General features: G+C 70.8%; 27 protein-coding genes and 1 pseudogene. 18 read left to right on the top strand and 10 right to left on the bottom strand.

From position 1 onward, the window contains the following. Nucleotides 1-395: 395 nt before the first annotated feature. From SGFS_RS39720 to SGFS_RS39710, 3 genes are read left to right on the top strand one after another with little or no spacing between them, the layout of a single operon-like run. Complete coding sequence (locus tag SGFS_RS39720) at nucleotides 396-1,031, top strand: hypothetical protein (RefSeq protein WP_286257086.1); 636 nt, start codon at nucleotides 396-398, stop codon at nucleotides 1,029-1,031. Between the two features lie 42 nt (nucleotides 1,032-1,073). After that, nucleotides 1,074-1,943, top strand: a complete 870-nt coding sequence (locus SGFS_RS39715) for a glycine betaine ABC transporter substrate-binding protein (RefSeq protein ID WP_286257085.1) — start codon at nucleotides 1,074-1,076, stop codon at nucleotides 1,941-1,943. 47 nt (nucleotides 1,944-1,990) lie between these two features. After that, nucleotides 1,991-2,356: a hypothetical protein gene (locus tag SGFS_RS39710; RefSeq protein ID WP_286257084.1), complete on the top strand. Its 366-nt coding sequence runs from the start codon at nucleotides 1,991-1,993 to the stop codon at nucleotides 2,354-2,356. A 7-nt stretch (nucleotides 2,357-2,363) separates the two neighbouring features. On the opposite strand, the gene SGFS_RS39705 is transcribed toward SGFS_RS39710, so the two are convergent. Beyond that, nucleotides 2,364-4,370 carry a bifunctional glycosyltransferase 87/phosphatase PAP2 family protein gene (locus tag SGFS_RS39705; protein WP_286257083.1) on the bottom strand — a complete coding sequence of 669 codons (2,007 nt, stop codon included), beginning with the start codon at nucleotides 4,368-4,370 and terminating at the stop codon, nucleotides 2,364-2,366. A 216-nt stretch (nucleotides 4,371-4,586) separates the two neighbouring features. On the opposite strand from SGFS_RS39705, the gene SGFS_RS39700 reads away from it, so the two are divergent. Then, entirely contained in the window at nucleotides 4,587-5,801 is a 1,215-nt protein-coding gene (locus SGFS_RS39700) for a DUF2330 domain-containing protein (protein ID WP_286257081.1), read from the top strand. A gap of 139 nt (nucleotides 5,802-5,940) precedes the next feature. Next, on the top strand, nucleotides 5,941-6,612 hold the full coding sequence (locus SGFS_RS39695; RefSeq protein ID WP_286257080.1) for an O-methyltransferase: 672 nt from the start codon (nucleotides 5,941-5,943) through the stop codon (nucleotides 6,610-6,612). Between the two features lie 24 nt (nucleotides 6,613-6,636). Here the strand turns inward: SGFS_RS39695 and SGFS_RS39690 are convergent, their stop codons facing one another. After that, the gene (locus tag SGFS_RS39690) at nucleotides 6,637-7,032 is read right to left on the bottom strand and encodes an FHA domain-containing protein (protein ID WP_286257079.1); all 396 of its coding nucleotides are present in this window, start codon (nucleotides 7,030-7,032) and stop codon (nucleotides 6,637-6,639) included. Between the two features lie 129 nt (nucleotides 7,033-7,161). Here SGFS_RS39690 and SGFS_RS39685 point away from each other — a divergent pair, with 129 nt between their 5' ends. Next, complete coding sequence (locus tag SGFS_RS39685) at nucleotides 7,162-7,566, top strand: DnaJ family domain-containing protein (RefSeq protein ID WP_286257078.1); 405 nt, start codon at nucleotides 7,162-7,164, stop codon at nucleotides 7,564-7,566. A gap of 145 nt (nucleotides 7,567-7,711) precedes the next feature. Here the strand turns inward: SGFS_RS39685 and SGFS_RS39680 are convergent, their stop codons facing one another. Then, the gene (locus tag SGFS_RS39680) at nucleotides 7,712-8,080 is read right to left on the bottom strand and encodes a hypothetical protein (RefSeq protein ID WP_434028132.1); all 369 of its coding nucleotides are present in this window, start codon (nucleotides 8,078-8,080) and stop codon (nucleotides 7,712-7,714) included. A 26-nt stretch (nucleotides 8,081-8,106) separates the two neighbouring features. Next, complete coding sequence (locus tag SGFS_RS39675) at nucleotides 8,107-8,763, bottom strand: hypothetical protein (RefSeq protein ID WP_286257075.1); 657 nt, start codon at nucleotides 8,761-8,763, stop codon at nucleotides 8,107-8,109. Between the two features lie 164 nt (nucleotides 8,764-8,927). Between SGFS_RS39675 and SGFS_RS39670 the strand changes: the two genes are divergently transcribed. After that, entirely contained in the window at nucleotides 8,928-9,437 is a 510-nt protein-coding gene (locus SGFS_RS39670; RefSeq protein WP_286257074.1) for a GNAT family N-acetyltransferase, read from the top strand. Nucleotides 9,438-9,470: 33 nt separating this feature from the next. Here the strand turns inward: SGFS_RS39670 and SGFS_RS39665 are convergent, their stop codons facing one another. Further along, complete coding sequence (locus tag SGFS_RS39665) at nucleotides 9,471-11,603, bottom strand: MDR family MFS transporter (protein ID WP_434028131.1); 2,133 nt, start codon at nucleotides 11,601-11,603, stop codon at nucleotides 9,471-9,473. Between the two features lie 163 nt (nucleotides 11,604-11,766). On the opposite strand from SGFS_RS39665, the gene SGFS_RS39660 reads away from it, so the two are divergent. Both SGFS_RS39660 and SGFS_RS39655 read left to right on the top strand, forming a co-directional pair. Further along, the gene (locus SGFS_RS39660; protein WP_286257073.1) at nucleotides 11,767-12,768 is read left to right on the top strand and encodes a peptidoglycan-binding domain-containing protein; all 1,002 of its coding nucleotides are present in this window, start codon (nucleotides 11,767-11,769) and stop codon (nucleotides 12,766-12,768) included. Nucleotides 12,769-12,821: 53 nt separating this feature from the next. Next, nucleotides 12,822-13,142, top strand: a complete 321-nt coding sequence (locus tag SGFS_RS39655; RefSeq protein WP_286257072.1) for an antibiotic biosynthesis monooxygenase family protein — start codon at nucleotides 12,822-12,824, stop codon at nucleotides 13,140-13,142. Nucleotides 13,143-13,349: 207 nt separating this feature from the next. On the opposite strand, the pseudogene tnpA reads toward SGFS_RS39655, so the two are convergent. From tnpA to SGFS_RS39640, 3 genes and pseudogenes are all read right to left on the bottom strand, one after another. After that, nucleotides 13,350-13,696, bottom strand: a pseudogene (tnpA, locus tag SGFS_RS39650) (IS200/IS605 family transposase); the annotation flags it as partial. 98 nt (nucleotides 13,697-13,794) lie between these two features. Further along, nucleotides 13,795-14,472, bottom strand: a complete 678-nt coding sequence (locus SGFS_RS39645) for an HAD family hydrolase (protein WP_286257071.1) — start codon at nucleotides 14,470-14,472, stop codon at nucleotides 13,795-13,797. A 373-nt stretch (nucleotides 14,473-14,845) separates the two neighbouring features. Further along, nucleotides 14,846-15,427 (bottom strand): TMEM165/GDT1 family protein, encoded by a 582-nt coding sequence (locus SGFS_RS39640; RefSeq protein WP_286257069.1) that lies wholly within the window; start codon nucleotides 15,425-15,427, stop codon nucleotides 14,846-14,848. 464 nt (nucleotides 15,428-15,891) lie between these two features. Here SGFS_RS39640 and SGFS_RS39635 point away from each other — a divergent pair, with 464 nt between their 5' ends. From SGFS_RS39635 to SGFS_RS39615, 5 genes are all read left to right on the top strand, one after another. Next, on the top strand, nucleotides 15,892-16,536 hold the full coding sequence (locus SGFS_RS39635) for an HNH endonuclease family protein (RefSeq protein WP_286257068.1): 645 nt from the start codon (nucleotides 15,892-15,894) through the stop codon (nucleotides 16,534-16,536). A gap of 210 nt (nucleotides 16,537-16,746) precedes the next feature. Continuing rightward, nucleotides 16,747-18,393 carry an alkaline phosphatase D family protein gene (locus SGFS_RS39630; RefSeq protein WP_286257067.1) on the top strand — a complete coding sequence of 549 codons (1,647 nt, stop codon included), beginning with the start codon at nucleotides 16,747-16,749 and terminating at the stop codon, nucleotides 18,391-18,393. Nucleotides 18,394-18,560: 167 nt separating this feature from the next. Next, nucleotides 18,561-20,531, top strand: a complete 1,971-nt coding sequence (locus tag SGFS_RS39625; RefSeq protein WP_434028130.1) for an FAD/NAD(P)-binding protein — start codon at nucleotides 18,561-18,563, stop codon at nucleotides 20,529-20,531. Nucleotides 20,532-20,615: 84 nt separating this feature from the next. Further along, complete coding sequence (locus SGFS_RS39620; RefSeq protein ID WP_286257065.1) at nucleotides 20,616-21,071, top strand: DoxX family protein; 456 nt, start codon at nucleotides 20,616-20,618, stop codon at nucleotides 21,069-21,071. A 314-nt stretch (nucleotides 21,072-21,385) separates the two neighbouring features. Then, complete coding sequence (locus tag SGFS_RS39615) at nucleotides 21,386-21,997, top strand: DedA family protein (protein WP_286257064.1); 612 nt, start codon at nucleotides 21,386-21,388, stop codon at nucleotides 21,995-21,997. A gap of 174 nt (nucleotides 21,998-22,171) precedes the next feature. Here the strand turns inward: SGFS_RS39615 and SGFS_RS39610 are convergent, their stop codons facing one another. Then, nucleotides 22,172-22,399, bottom strand: coding sequence for a DUF2277 domain-containing protein (locus tag SGFS_RS39610; protein ID WP_286257063.1), 228 nt, complete (start codon nucleotides 22,397-22,399; stop codon nucleotides 22,172-22,174). A gap of 123 nt (nucleotides 22,400-22,522) precedes the next feature. Between SGFS_RS39610 and SGFS_RS39605 the strand changes: the two genes are divergently transcribed. Then, nucleotides 22,523-23,431 carry a ketopantoate reductase family protein gene (locus tag SGFS_RS39605; protein WP_286257061.1) on the top strand — a complete coding sequence of 303 codons (909 nt, stop codon included), beginning with the start codon at nucleotides 22,523-22,525 and terminating at the stop codon, nucleotides 23,429-23,431. Here SGFS_RS39605 and SGFS_RS39600 read toward each other — a convergent pair. Next, nucleotides 23,428-24,351, bottom strand: a complete 924-nt coding sequence (locus SGFS_RS39600; RefSeq protein WP_286257059.1) for a LysR family transcriptional regulator — start codon at nucleotides 24,349-24,351, stop codon at nucleotides 23,428-23,430. The genes SGFS_RS39605 and SGFS_RS39600 overlap by 4 nt on opposite strands. Before the next feature lie 123 nt (nucleotides 24,352-24,474). Between SGFS_RS39600 and SGFS_RS39595 the strand changes: the two genes are divergently transcribed. The 3 genes from SGFS_RS39595 (at nucleotide 24,475) to SGFS_RS39585 (ending at nucleotide 25,799) form a co-directional block, all read left to right on the top strand. Further along, complete coding sequence (locus SGFS_RS39595; RefSeq protein ID WP_286257058.1) at nucleotides 24,475-24,711, top strand: hypothetical protein; 237 nt, start codon at nucleotides 24,475-24,477, stop codon at nucleotides 24,709-24,711. A gap of 153 nt (nucleotides 24,712-24,864) precedes the next feature. Continuing rightward, nucleotides 24,865-25,377 (top strand): hypothetical protein, encoded by a 513-nt coding sequence (locus SGFS_RS39590; RefSeq protein WP_286257057.1) that lies wholly within the window; start codon nucleotides 24,865-24,867, stop codon nucleotides 25,375-25,377. 77 nt (nucleotides 25,378-25,454) lie between these two features. Further along, the gene (locus SGFS_RS39585; protein ID WP_286257056.1) at nucleotides 25,455-25,799 is read left to right on the top strand and encodes a hypothetical protein; all 345 of its coding nucleotides are present in this window, start codon (nucleotides 25,455-25,457) and stop codon (nucleotides 25,797-25,799) included. Nucleotides 25,800-25,825: the final 26 nt, after the last annotated feature.

Here is a 25,825-nt window from a genome sequence, read left to right as displayed (position 1 = left end):
CGCCCCACATCTCGGGCCGACGGCCTCCCGGCGCCGTCGGCCCGTCCTGTCGCGCGGCGGACACGAGTGCAGGCAAGCGGGCGCCCGGCTGCGGGCGCCCTTTTTTGTGACTCGTCCCTGAACCAGCTCTGATCAGATCCTGATGAAAGGCTGCGAGCATGGCGATCCGCTCGAACACGATTCACCCCACACCACAGCGCTGCCGGAATCCAATAATTCACGGATTCCCGGACAGTGCACATTCGCATGCCCAGAAAAGAATGCCGGTCCCCCCGGCTCGGATTTAATTCTCTGTTTCCTTATTTCTTATTGACGTGAACACGGTCCCCACCCGATAGTTGTGCGCAGTCGGCGGGGCAAACCCCCAAACCCCGCCCCTCCTCATGGAGAGATCAATGGCACTCGCGCACCGCAGGAACGGATCGACCCGGCGCCTCCGCACCGCCGGGACACTCGCGGCCCTCACCATGGGCGCCTCGCTGCTCGCCGCCCCTCAGGCATTCGCCGCCGGCCCGTCCCAGGCCGAACTCCTCAAGGCCTGCAACCAGGCCAGTTTCTGCGCGTTCCACCCGCAGAGCTACTGGGGCTACACGGGCCCCAAGCACCAGGTCGGCAGCACCGCGTACAACTGCGGCAACAACACCAACCAGCACCGTATCGACTGGTCGGACACGACCACCGCCGGCAACACCCTCGGTGTCTCCGTCTCCGCGACCTACAAGTTCTCCCTGGTCTTCGAGGCCTCCGTCGAGACCAGCTACAGCCACACCTGGGAGAACTCCCACACCGACACCGAGTCCAACACGATCAACATCTCGCCGCGCAGCGTCGGGTGGATCGAGCGCGGAACCGCCAAGCAGCAGGCCAAGGGCTGGTGGGAGATCCAGTTCAAGAACAAGTACTACGACCACTACGTCTGGTACATCTACGACTTCCAGCAGTCCGGCTTCAACAAGGACAACCCCGGCTACGGCTACGTCAACTTCAAGGACCGGAAGATGACGTCCGCCGAAATCGGCGCCCACTGCTGATTCAGCCAACTCCCGTAGCATGCGTCTAGGAATTCGTTCGTGATGCCAGGAATTCGTTCTCCGCTCCGAATCGTCGCTCTCGCCGTCTGCTCGCTCTTCGTTCTCTCCGGCTGTGCCGATGGGAACAGCGGCACCGGTTACGCAGACCGTCAAGGGCCGACCGTAATCGGCACCGACAGCTCTGCGGAAAGCCGGGTCGTGGCGGCGATATACCGCGAAATCCTCACCGCCGCCGGGCAGGAGGTGCGGACGGCGAAAACCACGTACGCGTCCCCTGCCGAAACCGCTCAGGCCGTGGTGGCGGGCAAGATAGGCATCGCGCCCGCTTACGAGAGCACCATGCTGCGCGCGTTGCCGGGCGGCCAGACCATGCCCGGCAACATGGAGGCGACGCTGAGCATGGCGCTGCCTCCGGGGATCGTCGCGCTGCCGCCGGCCACGGCGCAGCGCGGGGTCGTTATCGCGGTCACCGAGGCCACCGCCGACCGGCACACACTTCGCAGCCTCGCCGACCTCGGCAAAGCGAAAGGCCGCCTCACCCTCGGCGGCTCTGCCTCCGGTGATCCCGGCGCCCCTTCGACCACGTCGTTGAAGAAGGCGTACGGCGTCACTCTCACCTCGGCCGGGACATCGGGGAAAGCGGACGTACTGGTGCTGCGCAGCACCGACCCCGCGATCACCCGGGACGGACTGGTCGTACTGAGCGACCCCAAGTCCGTCATCCCGCCCGAGCACGTCTTCCCACTCATCAGCGCCCCTGCCGTGGATGCGACCGGCAGGGAGGCTCTGGCCCGCGTCAACACCCCCCTGACCACTGGCCAGTTGGCCGCGCTCGCCGCCTCTGTGAAGGCGGGCGAGGCTCCCGGAAAGGCTGCCAGAACCTGGCTGCGTTCCAAGGGCCTGCTGCGCTGAGCCCGCGTCAGCTCCGATGTCACATGAACAGGAATGGTGGTAGTTCTATGCGCAGCCTCAAGCGCAGGGTCGCCGCGGCGGCAGTCGTGGCAGGCGCCCTCTTCGGCACCCTGGCGGTTCCGGGAACGGCCTACGCCGCCGACAAGAACGTACAGCTCAGGATCTGCAGCGGGTCGACCGAGACCGTCAAGTTCTACTTCGTCGGCGCCAACCAGTACGACGACTGGGTCGGCTCGAGGTTCTGGGAGATCGCTCCGAAGGGCTGCACCACGGCGGAGGGCTACTGGTGGCGGGCCGGCCGGTCGGTGGAATTCCACCACCGCAAGCCCAGCACCGGATGGCGGTGGGAGCCCCGCCTCATCTCGGCGAACGACACCAGGAACGGCGCCACATACGATCTCTGGATCGGCTGACAGTTATTCATGACGGGGCCGCAGACCGCCGCACACGGTCTGCGGTCCCGTCATTGGCGTCGGCGCCGTTCTCCGTCCTCGCTCGCGGTCCCGTCAGCAGATATGTGATGCCGAACCCGGCGCCGACCACCGCCGCGCCGCCCGCCGCGTCGAGGACCCAGTGGTTTCCCGTACCCACGATCGCGCAGACCGTGAAGAACGGATGCAGCAGGCCCAGCGCCTTCATCCACCGTCCGGGGGCGACGATCGCGATCACCAGACCGCACCACAGCGACCAGCCGAAGTGCAGTGACGGCATCGCCGCGTACTGGTTGGTGAAGGCCGTCAGCGTGCCGTAGTCCGGGTCGGAGAAGTCCTGGACGCCGTGGACCGTGTCGATGACGCCGAGGCCCGGCATCAGGCGCGGCGGCGCCAGCGGGTAGAAGAAGAAGCCGACCAGCGCGAGCACGGTGGTGATGCCGATGGCCGTGCGCGCCCAGCGGTAGTCGGCGGGGCGGCGCCAGTACAGGACGCCGAGGACGCTCAGCGGGACCACGAAGTGGAACGACGTGTAGTAGAAGTCGAAGAAGTCGCGCAGCCAGTCGATCTTCACGACAGTGTGGTTGCACCAGTGCTCGATGTCGATGAACAGGAACTTCTCGATCGAGAGAACCTGGTCGGCGTTGCGTTCGGCGGCGGCCCGGCTGCCCGTGGCCTCCAGCCGGGTGCGCTGGTAGGCGGCGTATGTGACGCGGATCAGCAGCAGTTCGAGCAGCAGGTTGGGGCGGGTCGCCACACGGCGCAGGAGCGGGGCCCAGCTGAAGCGGGTCTCCGTCTTCGGGGCGTACTCCGTGGGGATCGGCTCCCGGTAGTACGGCGAGCTGCGGGAGAGGAACGGGACGACGAGGGCGGAAGCCAGCGCGGCGAGCAGGACCACGTTGTCACGCAGCGGGTACAGGGCGCCCATGTTCGGCACCATCATCTTCCCGGGCAGCGTCATCACCAGCCCGACGGCGACCGGCCACACGTACCGCGACGAGGCCCGCCTGCCGACCCTGCCGACCATCGCGAGCAGCACCCACAGCAGCTGGTGCTTCCAGGACGTCGGCGAGACGGCGACGACGACACAGCCGGTGATCGCGACCGCCAGCAGCAGCTGTCCGTCGCGCGCGTAGCGGATCGCCCGGCGCAGGCCCAGTACGGCCACGGCGGCGGCGAGCGCGAGGAAGACCGCGATCTCCAGCGGGCCCTCCGGACCCAGCCGCAGCAGCGCGCCGTGCAGCGACTGGTTGGCGAGGTCGTCCGCCCTGCCGCCGAGCCCTACACCCGCCAGGTGGTGCACCCAGTACGTGTACGAGTCGCGCGGCATCGCGGCCCAGGCGAGCGCGGTGGCCCCGGCGAACGTGGCGCCGGTCGCGACGGCGGCCCGGCGGCGGCCGGTGAACCACAGCAGCGGCACGAACAGCAGCACGGCCGGTTGCAGCGCCGCGGCGAGGCCGACGCACACCCCGCTCCCGCGCTCGCCCCGGACCGCGAAGCAGCCCGCGAGGACGAGCAGTACCGGGATGATGCTGGTCTGGCCCAGATACAGCGTGTTGCGCACCGGCAGCGACAGCATCAGCAGCGTGACGGCGACGGGCGTGGCGAGCAGGGCCGTACGGCGGGTGACGGGCTGCGGCAGGGCCTGTGCGGCGATCAGGCCGAGGGCGACGACCAGCAGCAGGGTGCCGAAGGTCCAGCCCCAGCCGAGGGCCTGCTCGGCGGCCCGGGTGAGCGGTTTGAGGACGAGGCCGCCGAAGGGGGTGCCGGTGAACCTCGTCGAGTCGTACAGCGAGCCGTTCACATGCAGGACGCCGTCCGGGCCGGCCCAGGTCTCCAGATCCGTCAGCCGCTCGCCCCTGGGCGTGTTCAGCACGACCGCGATCTGCCGGGCGACCAGGATCGCGGCGACCAGCCACAGCACGACCCGCACCGCGCTCAGCCGCACCGCCACGCCCACGGCACCGCCCGGTCCGCTCTGCTCCGCATTCGCCACGCCCTGTCGCCTTCCACTTCGTGGATGTCGCACGTTTTGTCCGAATGACGATAGTCCGCGGGGAGTTGTCTACCCCCGCAAGGGCGCGGCGTGGATCACAACGGGTCACAGCGGCGTTTCGTGACCGATCACGAGCCGTGTTCGTGACAGGGCACTGACAATCGCCTGGAAGCATGGCTCCCGTACGCGCGGGCGCGAGCGGGGGGAACACGGGGGATGAGTGGTCACGCGGGTTTTGCACGGGGGCGGCTGCTGACCGTCGTCCTCGCCCTGCTGGGTGTCCAGCTGGCCTGGTTCGTGGCACCGGCGTACGCCTGCGGGTGCGGGGCGATGGTGCCGGACGGGCAGCACAACGTGTACGTCAACCGGGAGTCGTCCGTCGTGCGGTGGGACGGCGGCGAGGAACAGATCGTGATGAGCCTGACGGTCGCCGGGGACTCCCCCGAGGCCGCCTGGATCATGCCGGTGCCGAACCGGGCGACCGTACGGCTCGGCGACCGGGCCCTCTTCGACCAGCTCGGCGACGCGACCGCGCCGGAGTACCGCGAGCGCGAGTACTTCTGGCCGCGCTCGGGCGACTGGCCCTTCGACATCATGGAGTCGGACGGCGCCTCCGGCGGCGCGCCCCGGGCCGGCGCCCCCTCGGTCGACGTGGTCGGCCGCGAGCGGCTCGGCCCCTTCGATGTGGCCCGGCTGACCGCCACCGACTCCGGCGCCCTCGGCGACTGGCTCGACGACAACGGCTTCGAGCTGCCGGACCGCCTGGACAGGGCGCTGCGGCCGTACGTGGAACAGGACTGGGAGTACGTGGCGATCCGGCTGGCGCCGGAGGAATCCGCCTCGGGCAGCGCACTGGGCGGCACCCTCGACCCGCTGCACCTGACGTTCAGGAGCGACGAGCCGGTGTACCCGATGCGGCTGTCGAAGCTCGCCACGACCCCGCAGTCGCTCGGCCTGTACGTCCTCGCCGAGCACCGCATGGAACCGCGCTCGGCGATCGGCGGCGACGAGCCGGAGGTCACCTACGCCGGCCGGGTCACCGCGCCCACCGGCGCGCTCGCCGAACTCACCGACGGCGGCACGGACTTCCTCACCGCCCTCGACCAGAACTTCCCGGAGCCCTCGCTGATCTCCGGCGACCACGAACTGCGGCGGACGGCGACCGACGCCGCGTACCGAAAGGTGATCTACATGGATGACATGGCGACGCTGGGCGGGGTGCCGGTGTGGCTGATCTCGGTCGGCGGCGGCCTCGCGCTACTGGCGATCAAGGCGGTGGCGGTCACGATCGTGCTCCGGCGGAACAGCCGCAAGACACCGCCGCTGCCGCCGATACAGCCGATGCCGCCGTACGGTCACCCTGTGCAGCAGTACGCGCCCCCGCCCCAGCAGCCGGTGCCGCCGACCCAGCCACCTGGGCCGATCGGCTGAAAGCGGGGACCACGGAGAAGTACAGAGAGGTGGCGAGAAGTACGGAACGCCGGACAAGGAACCCTGACTGGCCTATATTCGTTAGCGCAACTAGTTAGCCCATCTAACTAGCCATACGAAAGGCATAGGTCACAGGTTCATGAGTGAGTCGCAGGTGTGGGACGACGTCGACGACTACTTCACGACCCGGCTCGCCCCGGAGGACGAGGCACTGGCGGCCGCGCTGCGCGACAGCGACGCCGCCGGGCTCCCGCACATCAATGTCGCCCCGAACCAGGGCAAGCTCCTGCAGCTCCTGGCCGAGATCCAGGGTGCCCGCCGCATCCTGGAGATCGGCACCCTGGGCGGCTACAGCACGATCTGGCTGGGGCGCGCGCTACCGACGGACGGCCGGCTGATCTCCCTCGAGTACAGCTCCGAGAACGCCGAGGTCGCCACCCGCAACATCGCGCGCGCCGGCCTCGACGGTCTGGTCGAGGTGCGGGTGGGCCCGGCCCTGGAGTCGCTGCCCAAGCTCGCGGACGAGAACCCCGAGCCGTTCGACCTGGTGTTCATCGACGCCGACAAGGCCAACAACCCGCACTACGTGGAGTGGGCCCTGAAGCTCACCCGCGCCGGCAGCCTGATCGTCGTCGACAACGTCGTACGGGGCGGCCGGGTCGTCGACGCGGACAGCACCGAGCCGGACGTCCAGGGCACCCGGGCCGCCATCGAACTCATCGCCACGCACCCGAGGCTGACCGGCACGGCGGTCCAGACGGTGGGCAGCAAGGGGTACGACGGCTTCGCGCTGGCCCGGGTGCTGGACTGAGCCGGGCGCCCTGGGGGCGGCTCGTCAGGCCTCGTGGTAGAAGCCCACGTTGACGCTGCGCGGGCCCGTGCGGTCGTAGATGATCAGCTCGCCCGAGCCGTTGGGCGGGAGTTTCGCCGTGCCGCCGTAGGGCAGGGGCGTGGGCTGGTGGTTCAGGAGGGTCAGATGCACCTCCGACGACGGGTCCGCGTGCGTACCGCGCAGCCACGTCACCTGCCAGGTGCCGTCGGGGCCGCAGAGGAACTCCAGGTGGACCCGGGAGACGAACAGCCAGTCGTCGGGCGTCGCGAGACGGCACACCGCCTTGTCCCGGCCCACCCGGAGCACGGCGCCCGGCTCGCTGGGCGCGTCGGCCATCTGCATGCCGGCCGTCGCCCCGGCGTCCGCCTCGGCGACCGAGGCCATGGTGAGTTCGAGCACGTACCGCTCCTTAAGGGTCCTTACGGGTCATCACGTCAATTGTCCCTGCGCGCGGCGCGCTTGACGCGCCGCCGCCGCATGATAATTCCCCAGATCGTCCGGTTGCGCGGGGTCCGGCACAATGGACGCATGACCGAGCGAAAGCCACCCGGTGTCAGCTTCGAGTCCTTCATCGACAAACAGATCCGTGACGCGCAGGCCCGCGGAGACTTCGAGGGCCTGCCGGGCGCGGGCGAACCGCTGCGCGGCGACGACACGGCGTACGACGAACTCTGGTGGATCAAGCAGAAGATGGCCCGCGAGGGCATGTCCGTCCTGCCGCCGACGCTCGCGCTGCGCAAGGAGGCGGAGGACGCGCTGGAGGCGGCGTACCGGGCTCCTTCGGAGCGGCTCGTGCGCAAGATCATCACCGAGATCAACGCCAAGATCCGCGAGATGATGTTCCGGCCGCCGCCGGGACCGCCGCTGGGGAAGAAGCCGTACGACGTGGAAGAGGTCGTGCGGGAATGGCGGGAGCGCCGCGACCTGTCGTAGCTTCGCGGCGCCCAGGAGTCTGGGGAGCCCAAGAGACTGGGGAGATGCGTTGCTCCGCTGTCGATCCGCGGGTCCGCCGCGTGGTTGCTCGCGCCCACGCGGCGGACCCGCGGATCGACACAGCCCCGCGCCCCTCACGGGGCCCCTACATGCTCAGCAACCGTTCCGTCAGCTCCCGGTAGTCGCGCAGGGCCAGGCGGAGCTGTTCCGTGTCGGTGTCGGTCGTCTCCGGGGACTGCCAGGTGGCTCGCAGGGTGCGGCGGCGTCGGGTCATCGCCTCGGTGAAGCGGCCCGTCGCCTCCTCCAGTACGCGGTCGGCCTCCTGTACCGCGGCCCGGGGTTCGTCGACGAAGTCGCCGACGGCGTGCTGCAGCCGGAGGCCGAGCTCGTCGGACTCCTCGTGGGGCAGGAGGTGGGCGGCGGTGCCGGGGCTCTCGGCGGTGCGGGCCGGGGAACGCTCGCTCTGAGCCGGGGCCGCCTTCGGACCGCTGCCGTGCGCCTGAGTCCCGCTCACACCTTCGGTGCCTTGTGTCATCGCCCTCAACTCCCCTTCGCGTGTCGCCCGGTGAACGTCCACGGCAGGTGGTGGGACCGGGCGGGCTCACGGCGTCCCTGCTCGGCCGTCTTCCTGTCCCTGCGCCCCGGAGCCACCAGGTCCTCGAACAGGGCGCGGGACTCGACCATGGCCTCGCGCAGTTCCTCCGTGTCCGCGTGGCCGTCCCGGGTGTGGGCGGCGCGGTGCACCCGGCGGTATCCGTCCACGTGGCGGGCGTGGTGGACGGAGAGCGCGTCGAGCCGCTCCTCGTACTGGTCGCCGCCCGGGAAACCGCGCTCCCCCGCCAGTTCGGTGAGCAGCCGGTCCGCCTCCGCGACCGCCTGTCCGGGCGAGTCGACGAAACCCTCCTGTGCGGCCGTCCAACGAGCCTCGTACCGTTCGCGGTCGGACGCGGCGAGCGGCCGCCGCTCCAGCGAGCCGTGCCGCCGTACCCGCTCCGCCAACTCCCGTACGGCTGCCCGCTCGTCTCCGCCGTGACGCGCCACGGTCCGGTCGTACTCGGGCCCGAACCGCCGTCGCATCGATCCGCCGCCGCCCGAACCGAAGTGTGCGCGCAGCGAGGGAACGGCCGCGACGGCGACCACGGCCGCCACGATCACGACCCCCACCACGATCAAAGCGATGATCACGCCTGTGGACATGACTGCCTTCCCTGTCTCTCGGCCCGGTCTCCTCGGTCGGCGGGCCGTCTTCGGGCAACCGGGTTGCCCGAAGCGCTGCGCTCAAACAGCCGCCGGTCGGCCGCCCCGGCGCCGGCCGTAATTCGTTTGCGGCCGGGCACCGCCCTCTCCCGACAATGACCCCCATGCCCCGTACCCCCGCGGCCCCCGCCTGGGCCGTCGCCCCCGAGCCGTTCCACTCCCCCGTCGCCGCCGCGCTCTGGCGGGCGTACTACACGGAGGTCAGCGACCGCTGGTATCTGCTGCACGAGGGGCGGATCACGGACCCCGAGGAGCTGGAGCGGGAGGTGGCGGCGGACACCGGGGAGTATCTGGCGCCGCCGGGCGGTGTGCTGCTGGTGGCGCGGTACGGGGGCAAGCCCGTCGGGACGGCGGGGGTGCGGCTGATGGACTCCGCCACGGCCGAGCTGAAGCGGGTCTTCCTGCTGAAGGAGGCGCGCGGCAGGGGCGGCGCCGCCCTGCTGGTGACCGCCGCCGAGGACGCGGCCCGGGCCCTGGGCGCCGGGCGGATCGTGCTGGACACCCGGGGCGACCTGGTCGAGGCCCGCGCGCTGTACTCGCGGCTCGGCTACGAGGAGAGCGAGCCGTACAACGACCACGCGTACGCCGAGCACTGGTTCACGAAAAAGCTGTAGATCGCTGTGGATCGCTGTTGGATCGCTGCAGATCTACGACGTCACGGGCCGTACGGTTGCCGCCCTTCCCCGCCCTTCCTCGTGCGGGCGTTCCGCGTCCGAGCCGCACAGTTCGGCGTTCAGCTCCTCGACCAGGCGGACCAGGTCGGTGGGCCGGTCGGGCCCCCACCAGTCGCCGAGCAGCTCGGCGAGGGACTCCTCGCGGGCCCTGGCCAGCTTCTCGGCGACCTCGTGGCCGGTGTCGGTCAGTACGAGGTCGATGCCCTCGCGCCGGGCGAGGCCGCGCTCCTCCACCTGCCGGGACGCGGCCATGATCACGGCGAGCGGTACGGAGCTGCGCTCGGCGAGGACACCGGGCTCGGCCCAGCCGTACTTCCGGATCCGCAGCAGCAGCCAGCTCCCGGCGGGCAGCAGGTCGTAGCCGGCCCGCGCGGTGATCGTCCGGTAGATCTCGCGGCGCCCCTCCCGGGAGCCGAGCACCGACAGCGCGCGGCACACCTCGTCGTACGAGGACCGCTCGACGGGGTTGCTGGCGAAGGTCTCCGTGCCGTCCGGCGCCGTCACCGACCCGCGCAGCCGGTCCTCGCGCAGGAACCAGGCGAGGACGAAGCCGAGTACGGCGACCGGGGCCGCGTAGAGGAAGACGTCGGTGATGGCGGAGGCGTACGCGTCGAGGACGGACGGGCGGAGTGCGGGCGGGAGTCCGGCGATCTCGCGCGGGTCGGCCTCGAGCCCGTCGACGCTCGCGCCCGGCGGCAGTTGGGCGCCCCGGAGGGCGTCGGTGAGCTTGTCGCCGAGGCGGTTCGCGAAGACCGTGCCGAAGACGGCTACGCCGAACGAGGCGCCGATGGAGCGGAAGAAGGTCGCGCCGGAGGTGGCGACGCCGAGGTCCTCGTACGAGACGGCGTTCTGCACGATGAGCACGAGGACCTGCATGACCAGGCCGAGGCCGAGCCCGAAGACGAAGAAGTACGCGCTCATCTCGCCGTTGCCGCTGTGCGCGTCGAGTTGGTGGAGCAGCAGCAGACCGAGGGCCGTCACGGCCGTACCGGCGACGGGGAACACCTTCCAGCGGCCGGTACGGCTGACGATCTGCCCGGAGACGGTCGAGGACAGCAGCAGCCCGAACACCATCGGCAGCATGTGCACGCCCGACATGGTCGGTGAGACCCCGTGGACGACCTGGAGGAACGTCGGCAGATACGTCATCGCGCCGAACATCGCGAAGCCGATGATGAAGCTGATGACGGCGGAGAGCGTGAAGGTGCGGACGCGGAAGAGTTTGAGGGGGAGGACGGGTTCGGCGGCGCGCCGCTCGACGGCGACGAACGCGACGATCAGCAGCGCTCCGAGCACGGCGAGGCCGATGATCTGCGGCGAGTCCCAGGCCCAGGTGGTGCCGCCGAGGGAGGCGACGAGGACCAGGCAGGTGGCGACGGAGGCAATGAGGAAGGTGCCGAGGTAGTCGATGACGTGCCGTTCGGCCCGGCGGGGGATGCGCAGCACGGCGGCGATCACGAGCAGGGCGACCGCCCCGACCGGCAGGTTGACGTAGAAGACCCAGCGCCAGCTCAAGTGCTCGGTGAACAGCCCGCCGAGCAGCGGTCCGAGGACGCTGGTCGCGCCGAACACCGCCCCGAACAGGCCCTGGTAGCGACCACGTTCGCGCGGTGGGACGAGGTCGCCGACGATCGCCATGGACAGCACCATGAGTCCGCCGCCGCCGAGGCCCTGCAGCGCCCGGAACCCGATCAGCTGGGGCATGTTCTGTGCCATTCCGCACAGCGCGGACCCGATCAGGAAGATCACGATCGCCGTCTGGAACAGCCTCTTCCGGCCGTACTGGTCACCGAGCTTGCCCCACAGCGGGGTCGCCGCCGTCGAGGCGAGCAGATACGCGGTGACGACCCAGGACAGATGGTCCAGTCCGCCGAGGTCGCTGACGATGGTCGGCAGCGCGGTCGAGACGATCGTCTGGTCGAGCGCGGCGAGCAGCATCCCCAGCAGAAGGGCGCCCATGGGGACGAGGACGCCGGCGGAGCCCGGAGCGTGACCGGTGGCGGAGGGGGCCGCGTGGCGGGCCGAGGACAGGGATGGGGGAGGCGATGAGGACGGGGTGTCCGCGCTCGTCACGTCACCGGTTCCACCGCTGGTTCCATCGGTCATGAAGACCTCCCGGGGCCCTACAGTCGTGCGTCTCCATCTTGGTGGGTGTGACCGGTTATGGCCCGTCGAATCGTTGCGGAACCCGTGATTCCTGGGGTTCCTGGGAGATTCTGTGGTGAGCCTTTGCATAAACTCTGGATTCTTCGCGGGGAGGGACCAACACGTGAGTGAACCGAACAGCCACATATGCCCGGAGTGCGGTACGCCGCGCGCCTGGGACGGCTCCCCCTCCTGCGAGTGCTCCCGCAGAATGGCCGACGCCCACCTCGAAACCCGTACGGCGGAGGCGGCGGCCGCCGAGGACTTCGACCCGCTGCGGATCCGGCCATATGTGGAGCTGGAGGACGGGGAGGGCCCGAGCGACCTGGAACACGGGCGTCGGCGTGGCCGAGCGGGTGGAACGATTCCGCAGGGCCCGGAGGACGTCCCCACGATGGCGATACCGGTGACGCCGCCCGCCCCCGAGCCGTACGGCCACGCCGGGCCCTTTGGGCTTTCCGATCCCTCCGCGCGATCCCCCCGGCGGCGCCGCCGTCGCCGTCCCGGAATGATCGTCGCGCTCGCCGGGGCCGCCGCCGGAGTCATCGCCGTCGCCGGCATCGCGAGCGGTCTCTTCTCTTACGACACCCCCGAGCGGGACAGCGCGCTGCCGGACGACCTGCGGGCGAGCGCGCCGGACAACTCCGCCGACGGGGACTCCTCGCCGGTGGACCCGACCGGAGGCGGATCGTCCGGGGGCGGCTCGTACGACACGCCGGGTTCGGGCGCCGCCAGGAGCACGCGCCCCTCGCCGACGCCCACGTCCGCCGACTCGCCGAGCCCGTCGTCCTCACCCTCGGCGAGCCCCTCCCCGACCGCGACCGCGGACCCGTCGGCGTCCGACGCCGCCTCGGCCGGTCCCGATGTGGGCGCCGCGGACAAACAGCGCGGCACGGTCGTGGTGCTCCGCCTCGGCGACGACGACCCCGAGGTCGTCGAACTCCAGCTCCGGCTCAACGAGTTGGGCTTCTACGACGGCGACATCGATGAGAACTACGACAGCCGGGTCGAGCAGGCCGTCATCGACTACCAGGTGGCGCGGGGCATCACCGAGGACATGGAGGAGCCGGGCGTCTACGGCCCGATGACCCGGACCCTGTTGGAGTCGGAGACGAAGGAGCCGTGACGGCCGGAGGGCCGCCGCCGGGTCTCTCAGGTCACGTGGGGCAGGATGGCTCCATGAGCATCGTCAAGATCAACGTCCTCACGGTTCCCGCCGAGCAGCGGGAGGTCCTGGAGAAGCGGTTCGCGTCCCGCGCCGGTGTGGTGGAGAACTCCGACGGCTTCGAGTGGTTCGAGCTGCTGCGTCCGGTGGACGGCACGGACGACTACCTCGTCTACACGCGGTGGCGGGACGAGGCCGCGTTCCAGGCGTGGATGGAGGGGCCGATGAAGCAGGCCCACCAGGGCGGCGGCGACCGTCCGCAGCCGGCGGCCACCGGTTCGACCGTGTGGACCTTCGAGGTCCTGCAGCAGACGGGCCCGAAGTCGGAGGGCTGAGTCGTGGGGCGGCGGGGGCCGGGCTTTCGCCCCCCGCCGCCGCTACCGGAATTCATTCGCAGTGCATCGGCCTTCAGACCGGTGGTGAAGCGAATCTGACAGTGGCGACGCGGAGCGTCGCAGACTCAGGTCCGGCGGAGCCGGACACTGGGGGTCTTCGCCTGCGGCGCGGAGCGTCGGGAGGGCTTCTCCCGGTGGAGCTGATGCTCACACGGGCCGGTTCTGCTGTTGATGTACTGCCGGACCACGGAGAGCGGGGCACCGCCGACGGTTCCGGCGAAGTAGGACCCGGACCAGAGCTTGTTGGCCCGCCAGTAGTGGCGCACCAGGTCGGGGAACTCCTGGCGCAGGCGGCGGGAGGAGACGCCCTTGAGGGAGTTGACCGGCTTGGTCACGGCGATCTTGGGCGGGAAGTTCACCAGCAGGTGGACGTGGTTGTCCTCGCCGTTGAACTCCACCAGCTCGCACTCGAAGTCCGTACACACCGACCGCGTGATCTCCTCCATCCGCCTCAAGTGGACATCGGTGAACACTCTGTGCCGGAACCTGGTCACAGGAAGCCACGGATTCCCGACCGAACCCCGTGCCGCGTAGCGGCACAACAACCGGTCAGGGAAGGCCAGAATCCTCGGGCTTCAGCCCGAGGAGCAAGTCAACCCACCCACAGCCGAACCACCACCCCACCCCCAGCCGCTTCCACCCGCACCCCACCAAGATCCGCCACCAACACGTCCGGCCCGTAGAGGCCGGCCCGCTCCCCCACCCCCACCACCCGCATTCCCGCAGCCCGCCCAGCCACGATCCCCGCCTCGGAGTCCTCGAACACCACACAGTCCTCAGGCGCGACCCCCAACTCGGCCGCCCCCTTCAAGAACCCCTCGGGATCCGGCTTGCTCGCCCCCACGGACTCCGCCGTGATCCGCACCGCCGGCAACGGCAACCCGGCCGCCCCCATCCGCGCCGTGGACAACGCAACATCCGCCGAGGTCACCAGCGCGTGCGGCACCTCCGCGAGGGACGCGAGAAACTCCGGCGCCCCGGGAATCGGCACCACCCCGTCCACATCCGCCGTCTCCTCGGCCAGCAGCCGCTTGTTGTCCGCGAGGTTCTGCTCCATGGGCCGGTCCGGCAGCAGGACGGCCATCGTGGCGTAGCCCTGCCGCCCGTGGACCACCTTGATGACCTCGTCCCCGGCCAGCCCGTGCCGCTCGGCCCAGCGCCGCCAGACCCGCTCGACGGCGGCATCGGAGTTGACGAGCGTGCCGTCCATGTCCAGCAACAGGGCACGGGCGGTCAGAACGGTCGGCTGGGTGGGCACGGCGGCTGTCATGAACGACTCCAGGCAGACTCAGGACGGGCCTCGGACGGGCCTCGGACGGGCCTTGGACCCGCCTCTGACGGGCCCTGAACGGGCTCTCCGGACGGGCCCTGAACAAACGACAGAACCTGCGCGGACCCCGGCAGGCGGGAACAAGGTGGTCCCGCCCGCCGGTCAGGGAAAACGAGCGGGAGCCACTTTGTTTCCCCACGGTACAAAACAAAGCCCCCTCCCGCCACCACCCCCGCAAAGCTTCACCAGCCGTTCAACTCAACCGCCCCGCACAGCCCACGCAGTCCGTCCCTCGCCCCCACCCGCACAGCCCGCGCAGTCCGTCCCTTCGCAGCCCACCCGCACAGCCCGCGCAGCCCGCCCCCTCCAGACGTCACCCGGTCACCGCCTCCCACAGACTCCACGCCCCGAGCCCCACCATCAGCGCGGCGGCGATCCGCGTGATGAGCACGAGCGGCACCCTCTTCATCAGCGCCTTCCCGCCGACGATGCCCAGCCCGGCCACGGCCCACAGCGCCAGCACCGCACCGAGCCCGACCGACAGCGGATCGTCGTAGCGCGCCGCGAGGTTGGCCGTCATGATCTGTGTCAGATCCCCGAACTCGGCGACGAGGATGAGCATGAAACCCGCCCCCGCGACCTTCCAGAAGCTCTGATCCTCGGGCCGCCGGATCCCCTCGTCGCCCTCACCGCCCTTGCGCAGCAGCACCGCCGCGCCACCGAGGAACAACAGACCCGTCACCACCCGCACGACCTGCTGCGGCAGCAGCGTGAGCACGCTCCCCGCCGCGACCGCCAGCGCGACATGGACCGCGAAGGCCGCCGCGACACCGACGAAGACGTACGAGGCGCGGTAGCGCGTGCCGAGGACGAGACCGGCGAGGGCCGTCTTGTCGGGGAGTTCTGCGAGGAAGACGACGCCGAAGACGAGCGCCGTCACACTGAAGCTGATCAAGGTTTCTCAATCGGTCGGGGCCGCCCCACCGAGAGAACACGTCCACTGACACGACACCTCGGCACGGCAGCACACGGTTCCCGTGCCGTACGGCACGGGACGTCACCCGTGCCCCGTGGCACGGATGTGCACTGCTTGCCGAAGGTCTCGCTGGCCGGCCCCGGTCATGGGACCCGCCTCCGGGCGCCGGCTCAGACGAGCTGAGCAGTATGTCGACGGTCCGGCGAAGAGCTACTCCCCTTCTGCGCCGGCCATCCTACGGGAAACAAGTCGACAATCGCATCGCCGATCAGCCGATCGGTCGATCACATGACGAACCCATCGACGGGTAATTACGGCCTCGACCCTTGTCCTGTCATGCACCCGTCATTAACTTCTCACCCAACGCACACCTGCCGGTAACACCACGCGGCGACTCTTCAATCGCTCGCGCCCCAACGCCCCGGCCCCCATTAGGAGTTCACATGCGCAGGTTCTACGCGCGTCGACGGGTCAGCATACTCGCCGCGCTCAGCGGATTGATAGCCTCCGTCGCGCTCTTCAACGCCCCCACCGCCTCCGCCGCGCTCCCCACCCCGGTCAGCGCCGCCACCGCCCGCTCCTACCTCGCCAGCCTCACCGTGGCGACCGAGGACCGCACCGGTTACGACCGGGACCTGTTCAACCACTGGATCACCATCAGCGGCACCTGCAACACCCGCGAGACGGTCCTCAAGCGCGACGGTACGAACGTCGTCACCAGCTCCGCCTGCGCCGCCACCAGCGGCACCTGGTACTCCCCGTACGACGGCGCCACCTGGACCGCCGCCTCCGACCTGGACATCGACCACCTCGTGCCGCTGGCCGAGGCCTGGGACTCCGGCGCCGACAGCTGGACCAGCACCCAGCGCCAGAACTTCGCCAACGACCTGACCCGCCCGCAGCTCATCGCCGTCACGGACAACGTGAACCAGGCGAAGAGCGACCAGGACCCGGCCGAGTGGATGCCGTCGGTCACGTCCTACCGCTGCACGTACGTCCGCGCCTGGGTCCAGGTGAAGTACTACTACGACCTGTCGGTGGACTCCGCCGAGAAGAGCGCGCTCACCAGCTACCTGGCGAACTGCTGAACCCAGGCCGCGCCGCGTCGCCCGGATCCTCCCCGCTCACCCCTGTCGTTCCGTACCGTACGGGGCGACGGACAAGGGTGAGCCGAAGGGGCACGCCGGTGTCGGGCGGTGAACGCGCGAAGGCCCGAAGGGCTGAGCACGTTCACCGCCCGACACCGGCTGAAGCGCCCCGGAGGCGAACCCGACAAGACAAGGAGCGGGTGATCGCCGATGGCGGGGCTGCGCCTGGGACCACTGCTGAGATATGTGGACGGCTCGTCCGCGACCGTGTGGGTCGAGACGAGCCGTCCGTGCACCGCCGAGGTCCGCTGCTCCGGCGGCGGACACGGTGAGGCCCGCACCTTCCAGGTCGCCGGCCATCACTACGCGCTCGTCCCGGTCACGGGCCTCACACCGGGCAGGGCGTCGACGTACGAGATCCGCCTCGACGGCACCCTCGTATGGCCTCCGCCCGACTCGGGTTTCCCGCCCTCCGAGATCCGTACCCCTGTCGCGGGCGCTCCCGTACGGATCGCCTTCGGCTCCTGCCGCTGGGCCGCGCCGCCCGCCGGTGAGCCGGATCCCGTGGGTCCCGACGCGCTGGACTCGCTGGCGGCCCGGATCGCCGCCGGGTCCGCGACGGCCGAACGGCCCGACGTGCTGCTGCTCCTCGGCGACCAGATCTACGCCGACGAGACCTCCAAGGCCACCCGCCGGTGGCTCGCCGCCCGCCGCAGCCTGGCTGACCCGCCGGGCGACCAGGTCGCGGACTACGAGGAGTACACCCACCTCTACTACGAGTCCTGGCTCGACCCCGGGATCCGCTGGCTGCTCTCCACGGTCCCCAGCTGCATGATCTTCGACGACCACGACGTCATCGACGACTGGAACACCAGCGCGTCCTGGCTCGCCGACATGCGGGCCACCCCCTGGTGGCGCGAGCGGATCCTGAGCGGCCTGATGTCGTACTGGGTCCATCAGCACCTCGGCAACCTCTCACCGGACGAACTGGCCGCCGATCCGCTGTACGCGGCCGTACGCGCCACCCCGGACGGTACGGACGTCCTGCGCGCGCACGCCGCCCGCGCCGACCAGGATTCCGCCTCGGTCCGCTGGAGCTACCGGCGCGACTTCGGGCGCGTCCGCGTGCTGATGCTCGACAGCCGGGCCGCCCGCGTCCTGGAGGAGGGCGACCGGTCGATGCTGGACCCGGGCGAGGCCGACTGGCTGCGCACTCAGGCGCTGGACGCGCCCGGCTCGTACGACCACCTCCTCATCGGCACCTCGCTGCCCTGGCTGCTGCCGCACCTCGTGCACGACGCCGAGTCCTGGAGCGCGGCCCTGTGCCGGGGCGAGCGCGGGGAGCGCTGGGCGCGGTTCGGGGAGAAGCTGCGGCGCGGGGCGGATCTGGAGCACTGGGCGGCGTTCCCGGCGTCGTTCGAGGAGCTGACCGGGCTGCTCGCCGAGGCGGGCTCGGGCCCGTCCGCCCCGGCGACGGTGCTCGTCCTGTCCGGGGACGTGCACCACGCCTACATCGCCGAGCCCTCCTGGCCCGCCGACGCCGACGGCCCCGACGCGCGCGTGCTCCAGCTCACCTGCTCGCCGGTGCACAACTCGGTCCCGCTGTCGATAAAGCTCGGTTTCCGTTTCGGCTGGAGCGGGACGGGGCGGGCGATCGGCCGCTGGTTCGGGCGGCGCGGGCGCGGGGACCGGCCGTCCATCGACTGGCGCCGGACGGGCGGCCCCTGGTTCGGCAACCAGCTCATGACCCTGACCCTGCACGGCCGTTCGGCCCGGCTGCGCATGGAGCAGGCGCGGGCCCGGCGGGGTGGGAAGGCCCGGCTTGACACAGTGACGGAGTCCGAACTCGCCCGTTAATGCCCACGTTCCGCACGGTTGTTGCCCCTGTTGTCCGGGATGCTCGTGAGGCATCCCACACCGGGCGCCCGTGAGCGGACCCAGTGCTCGGCTCCCGTGACGTACGGCGGCATGATGTGGCGGACCGTCCGCCGTCCAGTGGGCGGTACGCCGCACCGCGCCCCACGATGCGCCCCACACGCACGGGAGTTACGCCCTTGTCCGAGACCAGTGACGCCACCGCCCGTGACGCGAAACCCACCGAGGTCGGCATCGCCCTCGTCGGCGCCGGCCCGCGCGGCACCAGCGTCCTGGAGCGCCTGTGCGCCTCCGCGCCCGAACTGCTCCGCCCGGGCACACGCCTGACGGTCCATGTCGTCGACCCGGCACCGCCCGGCCCCGGCCAGGTGTGGCGCACCGAGCAGTCCCCGCATCTGCTGATGAACACCGTGGCCTCGCAGGTCACCCTGTTCACCGACGAGAGCGTGGACTGCTCGGGGCCGATACGGCCGGGCCCGAGTCTGCACGAGTGGGCGCGCGGCGAGCTGGGCCCCGACGAGTACCCGACCCGCGCCCACTACGGCCGCTATCTGGAGTGGGTCTTCGCCGAGGTGGTGCGCGGCGCGCCGCCCGCGATACGGGTCGAGACCCACCCCACCCGCGCGGTCCGCCTCGACGACACCCCCGACGGCCGGCAGCGCCTGACTCTCGCCACCGGCCGCGTCCTCACCGGCCTCGCCGCCGTGGTCCTCACCCAGGGCCATCTGCCCACGGTCCCCGACCGGGCGGAGCGCGACCTCACCGCGTACGCCGAACTGCACGGCCTGCACCACGTCCCGCCCGCCAACCCGGCGGACGTCGACCTCTCGCCCGTCGAGCCCGGCGAGCCGGTCCTCCTGCGTGGCCTCGGCCTCAACTTCTTCGACCACATGGCCCTGCTGACCACCGGCCGGGGCGGCCGCTTCGTGCCCGACGGCGACCGGGGCCTGCGCTACCTCCCCTCCGGCCGCGAGCCGCGCCTGTACGCGGGCTCCCGGCGCGGGGTGCCGTACCAGGCGCGCGGCGACAACGCCAAAGGGCCGTACGGCCGTCACACCCCGCTCGTACTGACCCCCGAGGTGATCGCCGGCTTCCGCAAGCGCGCGGACTCCGGGGAGGCGCCCGACTTCCTCGCGGAGATATGGCCGTTGATGGCGAAGGAGGTGGAGACGGTCTATTACGAGGGGCTGTTGAGGGACACGGCCGGGCGTGACCGCTTCCGCGACGGCTTCCTCTCCGCGCCCCATCGCGGCGCCCGGGAAACCGCCGTACTGGACGAGTTCGGGATCGCGGAGGCCGACCGCTGGTCCTGGGACCGGGTGTCACGGCCGTACACGGGACGTACGTTCCCGGACCCGACGGCCTGGCGGGACTGGCTGCTGGCGTATCTCCGCGAGGACGCCGACCAGGCCGCGCTCGGCAATGTGGAGGGGCCGGTGAAGGCCGCGCTCGACGTGCTGCGGGATCTGCGCAACGAGCTGCGGCTGATCGTCGACCACGGCGGGCTGACCGGCGCGTCCCGCCGTGAGCATCTGGACCGCTGGTACACGCCACTGAACGCGTTCCTGTCCATCGGTCCGCCCCGCAGCCGTATCGAGGAGATGTCCGCGCTGATCGAGGCCGGCGTGCTGACGGTCCTCGGCCCCCGGCTGGAGGTACGGCCCGAGGACGGGGCCTGGCGGGCCCACTCCCCCGACGTACCGGGCTCGGCCGTCCGCGTGACGACCGTGATCGAGGCCCGTCTCCCGGAGCCGGACCTGCGCAGGACCGCCGACGAGCTGCTGGCCCGGCTACTGAAGACGGGCCAGTGCCGCCCGCACCGGATCACCGAGCCGGAGGGGGACGACTCCTACGAGACCGGCGGTCTCGATGTGACACCGCGCCCGTATCACCTGATAGACCGAAAAGGTGTCGCGCACACACAGCGGTTCGCGTTCGGCGTGCCCACGGAGGGCGTGCACTGGGTGACCGCGGCGGGCGCCCGGCCCGGTGTGGATTCAGTCACGCTTTCGGATGCCGACGCGGTGGCGAGAGCCGTTCTACGTGCGGCGATACCGCATCTGAAACATCATGGACACGCCAAGAGCTGGCCAAATGTTGAACTTGCAAGCATTGATTAGCGCTGCCTAACGTGGTGACCCACCGGTAACAACCGTCCCCATCGGTCCCACCAGGACCGGGTCATACCGAAGGAGCTCCCCACCATGACCGGACGCCTCAACAGCGCCCAGCCATACGCTCTCGGCGTGTTCCGCATCGTCGTCGGCCTGCTCTTCCTCTGCCACGGCGCAGGCAAGCTCTTCGGCGTCCTCGGCGGCGCCGACGGCCAGGGCGGCACCGTGTCCGCGGGCACCTGGCCCGGCTGGTACGCGGCCGTCATCGAACTCGTCGGCGGCAGCCTGGTCCTGCTCGGCCTCGGCACCCGCATCGCGGCGTTCATCGCCTCCGGCGCCATGGCCTACGCCTACTTCAAGGTCCACCAGCCCGGCGCCCTGTGGCCCATCCAGAACGGCGGCGAGGGCGCGGCACTGTACTGCTGGGCCATGTTCCTGCTGATCTTCACCGGCTCCGGCGCGCTCGGCCTCGACCAGTTCCTCGGCAAGCGCGGGGCCTCGACGGCAAGCAAGGCTGACGCGAAGAGCGCGCCGGTCGCGGCCTGACCCGACCCGGTCCCACGACACGGCACGGGTGGGTCGCCCGGGGCGATCACACGCCATCGACGGCCCACCCGAACGGCACGGCGAAGCGGGCCACCCGCACCCCCGCCACCTCACCGCCCCACTCTCCTGGTCCCTCACTCGTACCTCACACGCACCCTCACTCGTACGCCGCCGCGGCGCGGTGCGCGCGTTGCGGGACTGCAGCCGGGTGAACCGTGTACGACGGACACATGAGCCCCTGTGAGCCCTCTGTCATACGCGAGGGATACGCTGTACGGCTATCACGGGGTCGGGGGAAAACAGGAGAGTGTGCGGTGCTTGAGAGTCTGGGGTCGCTGGCGGCAGGCCCATGGATCTACGCCGTCGTGGCCGCGTCCATTCTCCTGGACGTCTTTCTACCGGTGCTGCCGAGCGGAGTCCTGGTGGTGGCGGCCGCCACGGCGGCAGCGGCGGGTACCGCGGCGGGAGCGATGCCGTGGGACGGGCCGGACATCCTGATCCTGATGCTCTCGGCGACGACGGCCTCGGTACTGGGCGACCTGGCGGCGTACCGCCTCGCCTGGCAGGGCAGTGAGCGGCTGGACCGCGCGATCGCCCGCTCCCGCCGACTGACCACGGCGCAGGAACGTCTCGGCACGGCGCTCGCCCGTGGCGGCGGCATCCTGGTGGTCGTCGCCCGCTTCGCCCCCGCGGGCCGTTCCGTCGTCTCCCTCGGCTGGGGCGCCGCGCGGCGCCGGACCCGTGACTTCCTCCCGTGGTCCGCGCTGGCCGGCATGGCGTGGGCCGCGTACAGCGTGGCGCTCGGCTATTTCGGCGCCCAGTGGCTGGGCGCGACGTGGCTGGCGACGGGGGTGTCACTGGCGGCGTTGTTCGGGGCGGGCGCGGGAGCGGGGTACCTGATGCGCCGACCGGCTTTGCAGGGCTAGGGACAGACCCCAGGGCCCCTGAAGGGGCGCGGGGAACCGCGCGAGCAACCACGACAATCCCGCACCCGCCGACAAAGTCCATCCATCCACCCACCCACCCGAGCTCTCCCGCGCGGGGTCGAAGGGGCGGAGCCCCTGGAGGACGGGACGGGCAGGGGCGGCGGGGCGAAATCGCTACCCGGCGCGCTTCGCGGCGCCCCGGACCTCCAACCCCTCCAGGAGTTCGGCCGTCGCGGCGGCGATCGCGTCCACCGCGCGGTCGAACACCTCCCGGTTGTGCGCGGCGGGCGCACGGAAGCCGGAGACCTTGCGGACGTACTGAAGGGCGGCGGCACGGATGTCGTCCTCGGTGGCCTCTTCGGGCAGGACCGGCGGGCGGAGAGTCTTGATGCTGCGGCACATGCGTCCAGTGTCCTCCAACCCGACCCTCAAGGAATTCCTTGGGTATCGGCAAGCTTCTCCGAGGATTGACTCCTCCCTCGACCCCTTGTGATCATCACCGACGACGAGGGGAGTCTGACGACCATGACGAAGGACCGAATCACGGTGGCGGTGCTGGGCCCCGGCGGCGTAGGGGGCCTGCTGGCCGCGCTGCTGGTGCGGGCGGGCAACCGGGTGATCTGCCTGGCCGGGGACGAGACGGCCCGGGCCCTGGACGCGGAGGGCATCCTCGTCCGCAGCCCCCGCTTCGGCGAGTTCACGGCCCGCGTGGAAACCGCCGCCGAACTGCGCGAACCCGTCGACGCCTGCCTCGTCGCCGTGAAGCACACAAGCCTCGGCGCCGCCCTGGACCGCCTCCCCGCGCACGCCCTCGGCAACGACACCCTCGTCGTACCGTTCCTGAACGGCGTCGAGCACCCGGCGGCCCTGCGCGCCCGCTACGGCACCACGCCCGTCGCCCCGGCGGCGATCCGCGTCGAGTCCACCCGGGTCGTTCCGGGGGTGATCGAGCACACCAGCCCCTTCGTGGAGGTCGACCTGACCGGCGCCCCGGAGGTGGTACCGAGGAAGCTCCTCAACTCCCTTGCCGGCGCGCTGGAATGGGCCGGTGTGACCACCCGCGTCCTGGACGACGAGACGGCGACGCTGTGGGCGAAGATGTCGTTCCTCGCCCCGTTCGCGCTGCTGACCACCCGCTACGGGCTGCCGCTGGGCGAGATCCGCGCCCGGCACCGCGAGGAACTGGTCGCCCTGGTCGAGGAGACCACCAGGGTGAGCGGCGCCGTCGGCGCCCCCATGGACCCGGCCGGGACCCTGGCCCGCTACGACGCCTTCGCCCCCACCACCAAGTCCTCCATGCAGCGCGACGCCGAGGCCGGCCGCCCCCTCGAACTGGACGCGATCGGCGGCGCGTTGCTGCGCGCGGCCGAGCGCCACGGTGTTCCGGTGCCGGTGGCGGAGCGGGTGGTCGGGGAGCTGCGGGAGAAGTACTAACGCACCCCGCCCACCCGCTCCCCCGCCCGCACCACATGCCGAGCCACCGTGTCCGCGAACGCCCGTGCGGGCGGTGACAGCGCCTCCCAGCGTCGTACCGCCCAACCGACCGTGAGCGGCGGCAGATCCGGTACGGGCACGAACCGCAGACCGGGGTGGCCGGGCCCGGTCCAGCCCGGCAGGGCGGGGACGACGGCGTGACCGACGCCTAGTTCGGCGAGCAGGATCGCGGTGTCCCAGTCGGCGACACCGGCGCCGGAGGCGGCGACCTTGATGCCCAACTCCCGGTAGGCGGCATCGAGATGGGCGTAGGACGTGGAGTTCTTCGGCAGTCCGATCAGCCGTAGCCCGGCCAGTTCGTCGCCCTCTATCCGCTCCCGGCCCGCGAGTTCGTCGTCGGCGCGTACGGCGAGCACCCAGGGCAGCCGGGCCACGGCCCGCTGTTCGAGGCCGCGCACGGCGGGCCCCAGGGTGACCCAGGCGAGGTCGAGATCGAGAGCGGGGTCCGCCAGCGCGTCGCGGCAGCCACCGCTCGACCGTACGGTGTGGAACTCCAGCGCCACCCCCGGATACGACCGCCGGAAGTCGACGATCCCCTCCGTCATGAAGTGCCGCACGGTCGTGCCGCCGGTGGCGATCCGTACGACCCCTCCGTCGCCCCGCACCAGCTCGGCCAGCCGCCGCAGCGCGAGGTCGAGCCCGGCGATCCCCTCGGCGGCCGCCTCCTGGAGCAACCGCCCGGCCTTGGTGGGCACCACACCGCGGGCCTGCCGCTCCACCAGCCCGACGCCGACCTCCCGCTCCAGCCGCCGCACATGCTGACTCACCGCCGACTGGGTGCACCCCAACTCCCGGGCCACCGCACTGAGACTCCCGGCCCGGCACACGGCGACGAAGACACGCAGATCATCGAGGGTCACAACCCCAAGTTATCGCTTGGGGGCGGGCTGCCGACCGAGATAAAGCGAACGAACGAGAGCACGGTGATGACGAATGGCCGACCACGGACGTCGAATCCCGGCCAGCACAGCACCGCCCGGCCAGTGCTTCTGGCCAGGCCGCGCGACCCCGGACTCTTCACCTGGCGCCCGTACGGCAAGTGGCTGCTCGTCGTCACCGGGGCCAGTTGCACCGTCGTGGGTCTGTCCACCGTGTGGACGGGCCTCCCATGGCTGCTCGTGCCCACGATCTGCGGGGTGGTCGTCGCGGGTACGGCGTGGTTCCTCCACCGGGACCTGCGCCTCGACCGGGCCGGCCGACAGAACGACGGACCGGCATAGCGTTCACCTCCACTCCATTGCAACGAACAGAGCTTCACTCGTTGCATTACTCGAAGACCATTGTAACAATTACTCGGTCTTGAGCTGCGACTATAGAAACCTTACGCAATAAAGTCGTTGCTATATCCATGAACGCAACGTAGCTTTTCCGTCATGAGAAAAAAGCAGGCGGCACCCGGCGCCTTCACCGCCTTCGCCCGCTTCGTGCTCTGCGGCGGCGGAGTGGGGCTCACCTCCAGCTTCGCCGTGGCGGCCCTCGCCTCCTGGATGCCATGGGGCCTGGCCAACGCCCTGGTCACCGCGGTTTCCACGCTTCTCGCAACCGAGTTGCACGCCCGCTTCGCCTTCGGCACCGGCGGGCGCGCGACCCGGCGCCAGCATGCGCAGTCGGCCGGGTCCGCGGCGGCCGCGTATGCGGTGACCTGCGTGGCGATGCTCGTCCTGCAGCAGTTGGTGGCGGCACCCGGTGCGATGCTCGAGCAGGTCGTCTACCTGTCCGCCTCCGCACTCGCCGGCGTCGCACGGTTCACGGTGCTGCGCCTCGTCGTCTTCGCGCGGAACCTCCCGCCGGTCCCGACCCCCGCCCGCACGGCCCGTCCCGTACCCGCGACCGTGGCCCGCGCCGCGGCACCCGCCGACCCGGCGGCGCTCTGCCGCACCGCCTGACCGTTCCGTTCCGCCACAGTCCCCCGAGTGACCGAAGGAACTCGCATCCCAAAATCGAACAGGCGTAGCATTGCCGCGTGGCCAAGACCTATGACTTCCCCAGTGACCTCCTCGCCGGTCAGGAGGAGCTGCATCAGGTCCGGGCCGAGCTCCTGGCGCTGCTGAAGCGGCTGCCCTGGTCGGTCGAGCCCCTGGACGGTTTCAGCGACGACAACGGCTGGCGGAAGGTGGAGCGCCCCGCCTCCCCCGGCTGGACGCCCGACGAGCAGGCCGAGGTGGAGAAGCTCCGCGAGCGCGAGCGGGAGCTCGCCGTGTTCGTGACCTGCCACCGCTTCTGGGCCGAGGTCGCCACCGAGGACAAGGTGGACGCCCGGACCCGCCTGAAGCACACCCGCGCGACGGCCCTGGAACAGCCGGAGTAAGCGCGCTGACCCACGAAGAGACGACG

This window comes from Streptomyces graminofaciens (genome assembly GCF_030294945.1).
Taxonomy (GTDB): Bacteria; Actinomycetota; Actinomycetes; order Streptomycetales; family Streptomycetaceae; genus Streptomyces; species Streptomyces graminofaciens.
The sequence above is the reverse complement of the archived record's forward strand: the minus strand, read 5'-3'. Positions and strand labels throughout refer to the sequence as shown.